We start from the raw sequence: 12,955 nt of genomic DNA, 5'->3' as shown, positions 1-12,955 counted from the left end.
GGCTTTCAACGCTGGGAGGTTTCCATAAGAATGGCCACCAGTTCAATAGCAACGAATGCAGAACTAAGCAATTACCTACCGGTCAGTGAGTTTTATTTCGATACGTCGATTGCGCTGAAATGCCTGTGCAGATTGTCCTGTATCGACAGGGTAAAACTCACCAAATCCTGTTGCTGCTAGGCGATGAGGAGGAATACCTTGGTCGATTAGATATCGCACGACTGAAACGGCGCGTGCCGTTGAAAGCTCCCAATTGCTGGGGAAAAGTGGGGTGTTGATAGGAACTCGGTCCGTATGCCCATCGATTCGAACAATCCAGTCAATATCCGATGGAATATCTTCTGCAACGTCCAGCAAAAGTGAGGCGAGCGTGTTGAGCTCTACTTGCCCTGCCGCGCCAATTTGAGCAGAACCTGACTCAAAGAACAATTCGGATGGCAGCAAGAAGCGATCTCCGACAATGCGGATATTTGCATGGCTTGCTAGTGCCTCGCGTAATCGACCAAAGAATACGGACTGATAGCGCTCTAGCTCATTGACTCGCTCAGCCAGAAGCCGATTAATTTGTGTCCCAAGCCCCGCAATCTCGGTGTCTTTCTCTTCATTTAATGAAAGCTGCAAGCGCAAGGCATTGCTGATTTGTTGCAGTTGCTGCTGTAATAGGGCAATTCGGTGGGTTAAGCGTCGAATAGATGCCTCTTGATTTGCGGTTAAGCGACGCTCGTCCCTTAAGTTATCATCTGTTGACGTCAGCCGTTGAGTCAGTGTTTGGATCTGCTGTTGTGTGCTTGCTAAGGCAAGGGTTTGGTTTTGCATCTCGGTTTGGCTTAGGAGAAGTTCAGCACGTACTTGTGCCAGAGCAGACTGCTCATCCTCTAAAGTGCTTTTGAGTTCAATAAGCTGATGTTGCTGAGTGATCAGCTGTTGTTGTAAGTCTTCGGCTTCTTGTTGCGCAGCACTTAAGCGGGTTTCTAATACACTGATTTGCGCTTGATGAGCAGCGATAGTGTCGCTCGATGTTTGTAAGGCTGATAATGCGTCTTGCTGCAAACGTTCAAGAGCCGCTTTCTGCAGTCTTTCTGCTTCGAGTGATGCCTGTAAATCTAGAATTTCGGCTTGACTGACGGTGAGTTGTGTTTCAGCATTATTCAGCTCAGTCACTAAGCTTTCTAAAACCGATTCTAAAGTGGCTTCGCGTGATAGGCTACGTTCATATTCGGATTGGAGGGCCTCAAGCTCTGCGGATAATCGAAGCGTGCGTTCCTCTTCAACACCGAGCAGTCGCGTAATTTCGCTTAAATGATCGTTTAGACTGGCAAGCTCTGTGTCTCGGTTAGAGAGAGTTTGAGATAAGTAAAGCTGTGTGACCATGTAGATCATGAGCATGAAAATGACGAGCATGAGTAAGGCCGACAAGGCATCGACATACCCCGGCCAAATATTGATGCTACTTCGACTGCGACGTCCCGAACTCAGCATAGTAAAGTCTCCTTGGCCTATTATGACTGTTTGCGTGCTAGCTCAGTCGCAAGCTTGAGATTTTCTTGCCTTAATCGATCTATCTCCAGAAGAACATCTAAGTGTGCTTTGTCATCAGGAATTGCATCGGGATCATTAGGGTCACCGTGAAAACGTGCTTTTTCAACCAGATTGGTGACGCCTGTTAACCACTCCTCTAAGCCGTCGTAAAAACGGTTTTGAGCATGGCCCGCTTGAATATCAAGAAAGCCTAAAACCAAGGATCCTCCTAAGCCTAGCAAGGATGAACTAAAGGCAGTTCCCATACCTTCAAGGGGTTTTAACAAACCACTTTGCAGAGCTGTAAAGACCTCGGCGAAGTCTCGTTGCTGCATATCCAGGCTCATGATGACGTGTCCGACAGAGGAAATGGTACCCAGCAAGCCCCAAAAGGTGCCGAGTAAGCCTAAGAACACCAATAGACCTATAAAATAGCGAGTAATTTCGCGTTGTTCGTCAAGGCGTGTGCGAATACCATCTAAGACGGTTCGCAATGACATGCTTGATAGCGAAAAGCGATCTCGTTTGGAGTCTTCACCGAGCTGTCTCGCTAAGGGCTTGAGCAATCTGGGTTCCCGTAAAATAGAAAGGCCTGTTCGTCCGGTTCTAAACTGAGCCACCCAACGAATCTCGGGGAACAGCATGAATACTTGGCGATAGGTGATGACAATACCCACCAATAGCACTACGAAAATGAGAAGGTTAAACACCCAGTTTGCCATGAAAACGGTTTGCAATGGAGCAAAAATTAAGGCACAAACGGCACCGACGATGGCTAAGAAAGTCGTCATCCAAAAAATCGTATGCTTCGGGTTGCTCATAGAAATACCACTCAAAGTCAGCGTGAGTTATAGATCAGATCATCTATGACAATGGCTCAAGTGTAAATAGCTAAACTTTCCTGATTCTCATGTAGAATTGCCAAACGCGTAAAAATATGTTGATCTCAATCAGGTGCTTAAGCCTGTGTTGATATTAATCGATAATAATTCTTTTTTTCATGTTGCGTTGCGGTATGATAAGCTTGCAGCGTATTTATAATGTTGTACAAAATGGAGTCCGTACTGTATGAAATCCCCCATGACTTTAGCGTTTGTATTAGCGGCCTCATTAGGCTTGGCCGCCTGTGATAAGAAAGAAGAGCCTGCGGCACCCGTTACGCCTCCACCCGCTACGTCTCAGGCTGAGCAAGAGACGGCTCCAGAGGTGGTTGAAGAGGCAGCTCCTGAAGCAGTTGAGGAAACGGCCCCAGAAGTGGTTGAAGCGGTAGACGCCGTTGAAGAGTCCGCTTCAGAGGCTGAGGTGTTGATTGAAGAAACCATTGAATCGATTGAAACTCGTGTCGAAGAGGTTTCAGAAGCCGTTAGTGAAGCCGTTGAAGCAGGGCAAGCACAAGTAGAGGAAGCGGTTGAGGAGTTAAAAGCCGACGCGCAAAGCGCGATTGATGCTTTACAAGCAGTCGCTACCGAAAACGCTGAAGCCGCAGCTGAGCTGGCTGAACAGGCAGAAGAAGCAGTTGCAGAAAAAGCGTCAGCAATTGTTGAGTCGGTGCGTGAACTGACTGAAGAAAAAGACGCTGAGTAATTTGTAAAACTCACATTCGAGATGGCCTGTGACTCAGTGTTAAGGCACGAAGTCACAGGTCCCGAGAGTTCGTTAAGGTTTTTCCTCCACGCGCTCACCTTGCTGGTCTTCCCATCTGAAGAGAAGATTGTCAGTTTCATCTAAGAAAACACTGACAAAGGGATTTGCTGATGTGCCTGTATGGAATTTAACAAGCAGGATGGGTTGGTTATTGTGTTCAATGGTCAGTGACTCAACGAGTTGCTGAGGAATGACGTCACCCGCAGCCGTTTCTCGAAAGCCAGTTTCCATCGGATGATTAATAAGCGTTCTGACTTCTGCCGCTTCACCAGGTCGAGTGTTTCTCGGCAGTGCAATTCTAGGAGTGTTCATAGCGGCAGCCTCTACCGAGTCATCTCCTGTCATTAAGCAACCACTTACAGTGACTCTTACGTCGCGTTGATTCAACCACTGACGTCCTTGGTTACTTTCCGCTAAGACAAATACTGTTTGCGATTCACTTAAACGAATGCGTGTCGATAGCTCAACTCGGCTGAAGGGAGCTTCAAAGTGAAAATCAATTACTTCGGCATTCGGGTTACCGCTTGAAAAAACACGAATAGAGCGAATAAATTCACGTTCGGCGAGTTGCGAAGTATCGAAATTCACACGTAAAGGAACCGCGGCACCATTCTCAGCCACTAAGGGTAGCGTTAGATCAATACCCTTGGATAATACCTCTTCAGCCTTAACGGTTTGCGCCAGAGGGGCAAGTCGTTGCCAATCGCTGGCCGTTTGTGCAGTTGCGGGGAAGCAGCTAACAAGTGCGAATGCGGCCAAGAGACGTCTTACACTCATGAATTCTCCTTTAGTATGATTTAAAGACGCGTAAGGATATGTACGCTCCGAAAATGATCGAGGGTAAAGCGATTAGGCTGGTGAATGCAAGTGTTGAAAAACCACTGAGACCTTGCCCTAGTGTGCACCCTAAGGATAGAACGCCTCCTGTTCCCATTAGAACCCCACCCACAATGCCTTTTTGCATTTGGCCGACGCTGTCATAGGCTTGCCATTGGAATTCTCGACTGAGTAACGCTCGCCCAAAACTGCCCAGAATGACGCCGAGCACAACAACGCTTGCAAAGCTTAAATTCATTCCCGATGCTAGCATTAAATACTGTAAAGATTCGCCAATGGGGGCAACGAAGGTTAATGAGCTAAGCCTGATAGGATCAAAGTCATCTGCACCGACAACGCCTGTGATCCACCAACCCGCGCTAATCAAAATGCCAATGATCACGGCACCCAGCCAGTTACTGGGTGTTGCACGTAAAGTCTCTGATCGTGATGCGTACATCAGTAATCCAGCAGCGATAATAAGCGTTGCACTCCAGCGAGACACTGAAGAGGAAAGGCCCGTTCTGGCAAGTGCATCGGGCACTGAAGCGCTTGGAAGCGAAATGCGAGTAAGGTTTTCTAACCCTATGCGAAGGTTAGCAAATACACCTGACATCACCATGTACGCACTTAACCCTATGCATAAGAGAACAAGCAGAGAACGCAGATTGCCACTGCCTAACAGCACCAATGAACGCGCACCGCACGCATTGGCTAATTGCATGCCAATCCCGAACATCACTCCACCAAGGATAAGAAGCGGTATTGAAGGATTGCTTTGGAAATAATGTGTTTGGCTAAACTGAATCCCAGTGAGTTCGACCAATACTTGGCTTAACAGCAGTGCACAAGCCATGGCTAAGGCAAAGCTATGAAGCTTCCCTGTATCTGTCTTTGTAAAGCGTTGCTCTATACCACGGTATAAGCAGAAGCGGCTCCACTGCCCAACGGCACCGTAGGCAATGCCTAACAGTGCCCCAAGGATTAGGACGGCTTGTTCATGGTCACTAAAGAAGGCGTCCATAAGGTTAGTATTTAGTCCCCCAAGTGTCTTGAGTAATGGCTTCATACCAGCCAACGGCATAAGCCGCTTCGGCTTGACGTATTTCTGAGCTCGCATCTGCAGCACTCAATCCGCCAGAGCCGGGTACCGTAATGATTTGATTGTCTTCAACCTTATAAACCCCCGCAACAGAGATGCCATAATCAGGATTTACAAGGCTGTAGCAGGTGTTGGCCCAATATGGATCCGGTGCCGTAATGCCTGCCAAAGAAGCAACGATTGCCGCTGCAGCAACCTTGCCTTGAGTATTCGCAGCGAATCCCGATTTTGGCATAGGGGCTGCTATGGTTGCATCACCCACCACGTAAATATCAGCGACTTGCTGTGATTCGAAGGTATTGGGATTTACCGGAACCCAACCGCTCTCATTTGTAACACCTGCACGGTCAGCAATAAAGCCTGCTTTTTGTGGCGGAATAATGTTCAAGGCTGAGGCTGAGTGTAGGGTGCCAAATTCAGTTTCAACTTCACGCTTATCGGCATCAACACGGACGACACGACCATCGCCAGAAACGCCTACCCACTCAATCATGTCACCGTAAATCTCTTTCCAAGCGTTTGTAAACAACCCTTGTTTTGAGAAGCTATCTTTCGAGTCCAAAATGAGTATTTTTGAGCGTGGTTTATGGTGTTTCAAATAGTGAGCCACCAAGCTTGCGCGCTCGTAAGGCCCCGGTGGGCAGCGAAAGGGGTCGGCAGGAACTGACATGACAAAAGTGCCGCCGTCTTCCATTTCTTCTAACTGCTTGCGAAGCAGAAGAGTTTGATTGCCCGCTTTCCATGCGTGAGGCGCTTTTTCAGATGCCGCTTGATCATAGCCTTCTATCGCGTTCCAGCGCATATCAATGCCCGGTGATAAGAGTAAGCGGTCATAACTTAAAACCTCTCCAGTGGAGAGTGTTACTTTGTGTGCGACACCGTCAATGTCTTCAGCAAATGCGTGAATGACCTTCACACCAAAGACATTTTTGAGCTCATCGTAGTTGTGACCAATTGAGTCAAGACTGCGCTCACCAGCCAAGACCAAATTTGAAAATGGGCAGGTATAAAAGGTGGAGTTGGGCTCGATCAACGTGACGTCTATCTTTGGGTTCCCACGCTTAATGTATTTTGCAGCCGTTGCACCCCCAAATCCACCACCAACGACAATGACATGCCCTGCGTGACCAGAGGTGCTGGCCGCGATGGTGGGAATAGCAGGAAGTAAACCAACCATGCCCAGCCCTTTTAACAGGCGACGGCGCGACGTAGAAAAACTCGTATTCTTGTTGCTCATAGTCAGTTACCCTTACTTTCTTTTAACGTTGGCAAAGTAGTTCGCCAGTGATTTCAGTTCTTCATCCGTGTAACCTTTAGCGATTCGGTTCATCACCGTTGTATTCGGTTGCAAATCCTGTTTAAAAGCTAAAAGTTGGGCTTCCAGTACACTGGCGGGGCGGCCTGCTATTGCCGGGATGGCACCCGCTAACTGGCCATCTGTACCGTGGCAATTGGCACAGGAACTCGACATTAATGAGACTTGTCTCTCTGGAAGGTCTGATGCCTGAGCATTGATTGCTAAGAGTAAAGTTGCACCGGAGAGCAGCCCAATGAGTGAGCCTCGAGTGCAAGACAGGTAGCCTGAAATCATGGTATGTCCATCCTTAATTGTTAGTTATTCAGCAAGTGTAAAATTAGCACAGGTTGATTGCTTCTTAAAAGAATAAAATAAATATTTTTTATACTCAAATGATATATGCATTTAGTCTCTCAGTGCGAGAAAATACGTTATTCAAACCGAATCAGGTCTTAGTATCATGTTAAAAAAATTGCTTATCGTGTCGTTCATGTCTTATCTGCTGGTGGGTTGTAACGAAGCCAATACGCGTCCAGGTGAGGGTGGCGCTGACGTTGTTGATCCTCATAGCTCTGAGGGGCGTGCTGAGATAGCGGCTAGCCTTGGAAATGGTGGACCCATAGAAGTCCGGCAAGGGGATATGTCGGGTACGTTGCAACAGCAATTGGATCAAATTTCAGGTCGACTGACGTTGCTACAAGAGCAAGTGATTCAAATTCGTTCTTTAAGCCAACAGACGTTGGAGCAAGGTCAGCTGAATATGTCACGTTTGCAGCTTTTGACGGAGAGCCGTGCGTTAGGCCCTTCTGTGGCAGGGCAGGCTGAAAGTGATAATGCACAGTATATCGAGCAAGCCGTTCGAGAAATTGATTCGGCTGTTGCGCAGCTACTGTCTGCTTTGAGCATGCAATCTCCAGATATGGGGTCGGCTGTGGGCGCTTACCGTATTTCAACGGCGTATACCCGCAATGGTTGGATTTTGATTCGCTACCATGCCGAGTCAGGAAAGGCTTGGTTGGCTGACCGTGGTGCTTGGATTGATATTGGTGAAAGTGGCACGCTTCGTAACTCGATTTTTGAAGTTCAGGTGCAGCGAGCGGATCAAGATGTAAAAGGGTTTGTAGCTGTGCGAATTGATAAGCGAGATGGTCGTACTTGGTGGCTGAATGATAACACTTGGCAGGCGTTGAATTAACGATGGAGCACAGGGTTGACGATCTGATTCAGATCTTTAAAGACTGTTTTGAAGATACCTATCAAACGCGTTTAGTCAGAGGGGATATCGAGCCTCTATATAGACCTGCCCAACCAGGGCAGGATTTGCATGAAATAGTCTTCGCGCATGGTTTCTTTAGCAGTGCATTGCATGAAATTTCTCATTGGTTAATCGCTGGGCCGCAACGCCGTTTATTAGAGGATTTTGGTTATTGGTATGAGCCGGATGGTCGAACGGCAGCACAGCAAGCTCTATTCGAGCAGGTTGAAATTAAACCCCAAGCAACAGAGTGGATTTTATCTGACGCAGCGGGTTATCGATTTCAGGTGAGTACTGATAACCTTAATGGAGAATTCAAGGATAATACTGAGTTTAAGCATTCGGTTTATCAGCAAGTGTGTCATTACTGCGAGGAGGGGTTACCCATGCGTACGGAAATTTTTCGTAACGCATTGGCTGCGTTTTATGACACGCCTCGCGACCTGTGTCGTGAGCGTTTTCGTTTAGCGGATTTACGTTAGCCTGAATCGGGGAGAGTTGATCTACAGCCACATGATGCATGTCATTGCAGCTGTAGATTCTATTCACTCAATGACTGTGTTTGTGCGAGTGGCTATGACCATGTCCATGTCCATGTCCATGTCCATGTCCATGTCCATGCTCAGCTGAGCGCATTGGCATCACTTGTCGAACTGGGATACTTAATTGTTTTTCGGTTCCGTCTGAGAGGTTGAGGGTAAGGTCAATCTCTTCGCCTTCGGTTAGGGTTGTTTTAAGACCAATAAGCATGACGTGCAAGCCGCCCGGCTCTAGATGAACATCGGTTTCAGCAGGGATGTCAATTTGTGCAATTTGACGCATTTGCATGACGCCATCGACTTCAGTGTGGGTGTGCAGCTCTGTCACCTCAGACACACTTGACTGTGCGGATATGATGGCAACGTCTGTCTTGCCATGATTAGACAGTGTCATAAACGCGGCGCTATTGGGTTGGCCCGGTGGCATAGCTCGGGCGTATGGATCAACAATGTGTAAATCCTCACAGGCAAACAGGCTTGCAGAGGTGAACAGGCTACAGGCAATGAGTAGTTTCTTCATATCAATGATCCTAAGATTTCCCAATCAGTTTATTAAGGTTTTGAACCAGCGTGTTAGGGTCGACATTGTGTGTGACCGTTGCTTCAAGTTGACCGTCTGGATTCACTAAATAGAGACGAGAGGAGTGATCGACGGCATATTCCATCGCTGAGTCTTTCATCTCTACCTTGCGGTAAAACGCACCGTACTGGCGTACAACACTGTCGACGTCTTCTTTAGAACCTGTGACACCTATGAGTTGTGGCGAAAAGAAACTGGCGTAATTTGCAAGATGCTCCAGCGTGTCACGCTCGGGATCAACACTGATAAAAATACCTTGTATTTGTTCTCGGTCTTCTTCGGGCATGTTTCTGAGTGCTTGGCCTAAGATTGCGAGAGCCATGGGGCAGACATCGGGGCAATAGGTATAGCCGATGTAAATCACCACTCCTTTTCCTTTAAAGTCGGATAAAGAAACAGGCCCTTCAGCTGACTGCAGGGTAAAGTCGCCCCCCACGGATCCAAAGGAAATTCGTTGCTCAATGGGCTTAGGTTGTTGATACAGATACCATAAAACACCGGATAAAGTGACTAGGCTCAAAAGAAGCAAAACTCGAATTGTTTTCATAGAACGTCCTGAAATTAAACCAACAAACGTGCGTTGTCTAAAGACAAGGCTTTGGGTGTTCGCTATTGCGCATCAAATTCAAAATGACTTGTGTAAATTTGTCCATCGGCCAAAAATGTGACACGTGCACGCCAGCGCATACTGCCCGTTGTACAAACAGCCAACTCCGTTTCACCCTGCCAATGCCTTGAAGAGGGTATGGCATCGAGCCGAGTTTGGTTTAGCCCCATATACATATCGACACCCTCTAGCTCCAGTAGGGCTTCCTCTGCTTGGATGCCTTCTAGGGTCAATCTAGCTGTGAGTGCCTGAAGAGAGGCAAGCGGCTGAGGCGTTATGCTGAGGCGCATGCTGATATCTCCACGTAAGGCAACACAGTCTCCCGTGCTTAAGTCACAGGGCAAAGGGTTTAAAAAAACGGCGCTCTTGTCTCGAAGCTCTTGTTGGCTGTTTTGATAATACGGCACTCCAAATATTAAGCCCCCCAATATAACCACCAGTGCAAAAACAAATAAAACGGGCGTTATCTGTCGGGGTTTAGATGAGTCTTGGTCATGCATAGGAAAGAGTCTAGTTGAATTAAAAGGATTATGCGATGTGACGAATTGTCGCAGTCATTCGCTGTCGGAAGGGCGTTCGTAAAAACCACGCCTAAGCAAAATAAGACGCCATTTAGCGACAATAGTTTCAGCCTCTTCAAATGAAGACAGCAGCGTATGCGTAAACTCACTATCATCACTGGAGCAGTCGCCCCAACTTTGCGTGAGAATGAGATCACCCATTAGGTCACGGTAGACGCGAATAGTGAAATATTGATTATCGTTTTGCCAGCGTAAAAGCACAGTTTCTCTTCTAGTCATTAACAGGGTGGTTGTATATGCGAGACCCCGACCCTATAACCTTCTATAATAAGTCGTCTCGCAATTTATGCGGCCCGTATTATAGAGATCTGGAGAAGGCATTGACACCTAACACGCTAAGAATTGTTGCGGATGAGAATATACCGGCATTAGATGCACTTTTCGCGGATATGGGTGAGATTAAAACCTATCCGGGTAGGCACATCTCCCATGCCGATCTTGTAGAGGCCGATGTGTTGTTGGTTCGATCAATTACCCAAGTAACATCTGAACTGCTGGCCAATACGCCGGTGAAGTTTGTTGGAACCGCTACGATTGGCACTGATCATATTGATGAAGCCGCTTTAAAAGCCTTGGGTATTGGCTTTAGCAGTGCACCGGGCTGTAATGCGGATGCCGTTGTTGAGTATGTGTTAAGTTGTTTGCTGCACTTGGCGGCAGAGCAATCCTTCTCATTGCACGAAAAAACCATTGGCATTATTGGCGTTGGTCAAGTGGGCGGGCGTCTGGCGCGTCGACTTCGTGCATTGGGTCTATCACCTTTACTCTCAGATCCGCCTCGACAAAGAAGAGAAGAGGAAGAGGCGTTTGTATCGCTGGATGCGTTGTTAGCGAGCTGCGATATCATCTGTTGCCATACGCCTTTGACGCAAACGGGTGAGGATCCGACATGGCATCTGCTTAATGAGAAAACACTCCAGCGTATTCGTGCGGGCAGTATTTTGCTCAATGCAGGAAGAGGGCCTGTTATCGATCAGCAAGCCTTGTTGAGAAGAATGCAAGCCGCAAACGACTTGACCCTTGTTATTGATGTTTGGGAGCATGAACCTCTCGTGCTCCCTGAGTTAGCTGCGTATGTTAGAATAGCCACGCCGCATATTGCGGGTTACAGCCTCGATGGGAAAATTCGCGGTACCTGGATGCTCAGACAGGCAGTGGCAAATGCCCTCGGCTTTTCACCGCCTTTGCCGCTAGAGCACTATTTGCCTGTTGCGGATGCCCGTACGTTAGCGCTTGAAGCACAGGCGGATATGTTATTACCTGTGCGACTGCTGTACGATCCCTATCGGGATGATCGTGCACTGCGTCAAACGCTTTTTTTAGAGGCTGCAGAGCAGGCTATTGCATTTGATCAGTTGCGCAAGCTGTACCCGGTTCGTCGCGAATTTTCGACCCTGACGCTGGTTGTCTCCTCTCCAGTGCAGGCAACCTATTTAGAATCTCTAGGCTTTAGAGTGGTATTAGAATAACGAGCACACATGTCTTCAACGGAATTATCTTTAATCGACGCTTCATCATCAGCGCCATTCGCTGTGCAGCCTGTTGTGTCATCACTTGCTTCGCTTAAGCCTGTTCCTGGTGATCCGGTTCGATTGGAGGTGCGGCACCCCAAAGCCCGTTTTAATTTACGCTTTGTCGGTTTGTACGAAGGGAAAGGCGTTATTCTGAGTGCACCTCGCCAGCAAAAGATAAAGATCGCTGAGGGCTCGGCGCTGTTAATCAAAATGATTTGTGCCAATCGGATTTGTAGCTTTTCAAGTCGATTGTTGAAGATTCAAGAGCAGCCCTATCCCTTGTGGCATATCGAGTATCCTCAGGAGATGACGCTCAAACGTTTGCGTCAGCACACACGTGTTCCTTTGGCGTTAAAAGTTATGATTGATGCGGGGGAGGATGCGCCAAATTCACAATGGCCAGCACTTTGTACGGATATCAGTTTGCAAGGGGCTTCTGTTGAGGTGATTAGCAGCGCTTTACCACTGAAAAACAAGATGTTTGTCACGGCTCGCATCCGAGTGGCGGGAGTGGACCATGTCTTATTGTTGCCCGCGTCGATTTGTCGAGCGGTGGAGTCTGAACAAGTGGGCATTAAAATTACTCGATACTCGCTTGAATTTTCTGACCTAGATGAAGATACGCACCTAACGTTAGCAGGCTTTGTCTATCAGCAATGGCTCTACGAATGTGGTCAGTTGGATACACTTTGACGGTATTAATGCAGAACCTTTAGGGGTTGTGCTGATGCCTCGAATATATTCTTCTTTTGCTTTGTGCTACTCTCTTGCATCCAATTATTAATCTTAGATAGAGAGTCTAGAGTAGACTATGACCACCACTATTTCACTGGAAACAGTCGAAGCCCGTGCCAGTTATGGTATTGGCCGTCAGATGGGTGACCAACTGGCTCGTAATGGTTTTGAAGACGTTGAACTTGCTGCCGTCATTGCAGGCTTAGAAGATGCCTTCACTGGACAAGACCTTAAAATCACCGCAGAGCAAATACAAGAAGCCTTCACTGAGATCAGTCGCCGTATGCGCGAAGCTGAAGAAGCTCGCACTGCCGCTCTAGTTGAGGAAGGAAAGCAGTTCCTGATCGACAATGGCACACGTGATGAAGTGGTTGTGTTGGATTCAGGTCTTCAGTATGAAGTCCTCGAAGCTGGTGATGCAGAAGCAGAAAAGGCGACACGAGAGTCGACAGTTAAAACGCATTACCATGGCACATTTATTAATGGGCAGGTGTTTGATAGCTCCTATCAGCGCGGACAGCCGATTGAGTTCCCTGTGACAGGTGTGATCAAGGGTTGGACAGAAGCGTTGCAGTTGATGAATCCCGGTGCGAAGTGGCGCTTATATGTGCCTTACCACTTGGCTTATGGCGAGCAGGGCTCTCCAGGTGGAATCCCACCTTACTCCACGCTTATTTTTGATGTTGAGTTAATTGAAGTTCGTTAATTCGCGTTAGTGTTCCGATCGGACGAGGCGGGCATCTTTAATCGATGCGTTTAGCAACGTT

16 protein-coding genes are annotated in these 12,955 nt (G+C 47.7%); 6 read left to right on the top strand and 10 right to left on the bottom strand.

Annotated features, from left to right (window positions below; genetic code table 11):
- Nucleotides 1-75 precede the first annotated feature (75 nt).
- Together F5971_RS18380 and F5971_RS03940 are read right to left on the bottom strand one after the other, a co-directional pair.
- Nucleotides 76-1,479, bottom strand: coding sequence for a peptidoglycan-binding protein (locus F5971_RS18380; protein WP_223116256.1), 1,404 nt, complete (start codon nucleotides 1,477-1,479; stop codon nucleotides 76-78).
- A gap of 20 nt (nucleotides 1,480-1,499) precedes the next feature.
- Complete coding sequence (locus tag F5971_RS03940; RefSeq protein ID WP_036513095.1) at nucleotides 1,500-2,339, bottom strand: hypothetical protein; 840 nt, start codon at nucleotides 2,337-2,339, stop codon at nucleotides 1,500-1,502.
- A 247-nt stretch (nucleotides 2,340-2,586) separates the two neighbouring features.
- Between F5971_RS03940 and F5971_RS03935 the strand changes: the two genes are divergently transcribed.
- Nucleotides 2,587-3,102, top strand: coding sequence for a hypothetical protein (locus tag F5971_RS03935; protein WP_193494363.1), 516 nt, complete (start codon nucleotides 2,587-2,589; stop codon nucleotides 3,100-3,102).
- Nucleotides 3,103-3,174: 72 nt separating this feature from the next.
- On the opposite strand, the gene F5971_RS03930 is transcribed toward F5971_RS03935, so the two are convergent.
- Genes F5971_RS03930 through F5971_RS03915 form a run of 4 tightly spaced genes read right to left on the bottom strand, consistent with a single transcriptional unit; the run spans nucleotide 3,175 to nucleotide 6,671 of the window.
- The gene (locus tag F5971_RS03930) at nucleotides 3,175-3,939 is read right to left on the bottom strand and encodes a thiosulfate oxidation carrier protein SoxY (RefSeq protein WP_193494163.1); all 765 of its coding nucleotides are present in this window, start codon (nucleotides 3,937-3,939) and stop codon (nucleotides 3,175-3,177) included.
- 10 nt (nucleotides 3,940-3,949) lie between these two features.
- The gene (locus tag F5971_RS03925; protein WP_036513097.1) at nucleotides 3,950-5,002 is read right to left on the bottom strand and encodes a YeeE/YedE family protein; all 1,053 of its coding nucleotides are present in this window, start codon (nucleotides 5,000-5,002) and stop codon (nucleotides 3,950-3,952) included.
- 4 nt (nucleotides 5,003-5,006) lie between these two features.
- Nucleotides 5,007-6,317, bottom strand: coding sequence for an NAD(P)/FAD-dependent oxidoreductase (locus tag F5971_RS03920; protein WP_036513099.1), 1,311 nt, complete (start codon nucleotides 6,315-6,317; stop codon nucleotides 5,007-5,009).
- A gap of 12 nt (nucleotides 6,318-6,329) precedes the next feature.
- On the bottom strand, nucleotides 6,330-6,671 hold the full coding sequence (locus F5971_RS03915) for a c-type cytochrome (RefSeq protein WP_051514559.1): 342 nt from the start codon (nucleotides 6,669-6,671) through the stop codon (nucleotides 6,330-6,332).
- Between the two features lie 166 nt (nucleotides 6,672-6,837).
- Here F5971_RS03915 and F5971_RS03910 point away from each other — a divergent pair, with 166 nt between their 5' ends.
- Together F5971_RS03910 and F5971_RS03905 are read left to right on the top strand one after the other, a co-directional pair.
- Nucleotides 6,838-7,572: a hypothetical protein gene (locus F5971_RS03910; RefSeq protein ID WP_036513101.1), complete on the top strand. Its 735-nt coding sequence runs from the start codon at nucleotides 6,838-6,840 to the stop codon at nucleotides 7,570-7,572.
- A 2-nt stretch (nucleotides 7,573-7,574) separates the two neighbouring features.
- Nucleotides 7,575-8,114: an elongation factor P hydroxylase gene (locus F5971_RS03905; protein WP_036513103.1), complete on the top strand. Its 540-nt coding sequence runs from the start codon at nucleotides 7,575-7,577 to the stop codon at nucleotides 8,112-8,114.
- Between the two features lie 67 nt (nucleotides 8,115-8,181).
- Here the strand turns inward: F5971_RS03905 and F5971_RS03900 are convergent, their stop codons facing one another.
- The 4 genes from F5971_RS03900 to F5971_RS03885 all read right to left on the bottom strand — a co-directional run bounded on the left by F5971_RS03900 (nucleotide 8,182) and on the right by F5971_RS03885 (nucleotide 10,140).
- On the bottom strand, nucleotides 8,182-8,691 hold the full coding sequence (locus tag F5971_RS03900) for a copper chaperone PCu(A)C (protein WP_193494161.1): 510 nt from the start codon (nucleotides 8,689-8,691) through the stop codon (nucleotides 8,182-8,184).
- Between the two features lie 10 nt (nucleotides 8,692-8,701).
- Nucleotides 8,702-9,298 (bottom strand): SCO family protein, encoded by a 597-nt coding sequence (locus F5971_RS03895; RefSeq protein ID WP_036513105.1) that lies wholly within the window; start codon nucleotides 9,296-9,298, stop codon nucleotides 8,702-8,704.
- A gap of 62 nt (nucleotides 9,299-9,360) precedes the next feature.
- Nucleotides 9,361-9,858, bottom strand: a complete 498-nt coding sequence (locus F5971_RS03890; RefSeq protein ID WP_193494159.1) for a hypothetical protein — start codon at nucleotides 9,856-9,858, stop codon at nucleotides 9,361-9,363.
- A gap of 54 nt (nucleotides 9,859-9,912) precedes the next feature.
- On the bottom strand, nucleotides 9,913-10,140 hold the full coding sequence (locus F5971_RS03885) for a hypothetical protein (protein WP_193494157.1): 228 nt from the start codon (nucleotides 10,138-10,140) through the stop codon (nucleotides 9,913-9,915).
- 119 nt (nucleotides 10,141-10,259) lie between these two features.
- Here F5971_RS03885 and pdxB point away from each other — a divergent pair, with 119 nt between their 5' ends.
- The 3 genes from pdxB (at nucleotide 10,260) to bamJ (ending at nucleotide 12,894) form a co-directional block, all read left to right on the top strand.
- Nucleotides 10,260-11,408, top strand: a complete 1,149-nt coding sequence (gene pdxB / locus F5971_RS03880; protein ID WP_223116255.1) for a 4-phosphoerythronate dehydrogenase PdxB — start codon at nucleotides 10,260-10,262, stop codon at nucleotides 11,406-11,408.
- Between the two features lie 9 nt (nucleotides 11,409-11,417).
- Entirely contained in the window at nucleotides 11,418-12,146 is a 729-nt protein-coding gene (locus F5971_RS03875) for a flagellar brake protein (RefSeq protein WP_193494153.1), read from the top strand.
- A 118-nt stretch (nucleotides 12,147-12,264) separates the two neighbouring features.
- Complete coding sequence (gene bamJ / locus F5971_RS03870; RefSeq protein WP_036513111.1) at nucleotides 12,265-12,894, top strand: BamJ family beta-barrel-assembly machinery protein; 630 nt, start codon at nucleotides 12,265-12,267, stop codon at nucleotides 12,892-12,894.
- The last annotated feature ends 61 nt before the right edge of the window (nucleotides 12,895-12,955 follow it).

It is taken from the genome of Nitrincola alkalisediminis, assembly GCF_009821115.1.
Taxonomy (GTDB): Bacteria; Pseudomonadota; Gammaproteobacteria; order Pseudomonadales; family Balneatricaceae; genus Nitrincola; species Nitrincola alkalisediminis.
The sequence above is the reverse complement of the archived record's forward strand: the minus strand, read 5'-3'. Positions and strand labels throughout refer to the sequence as shown.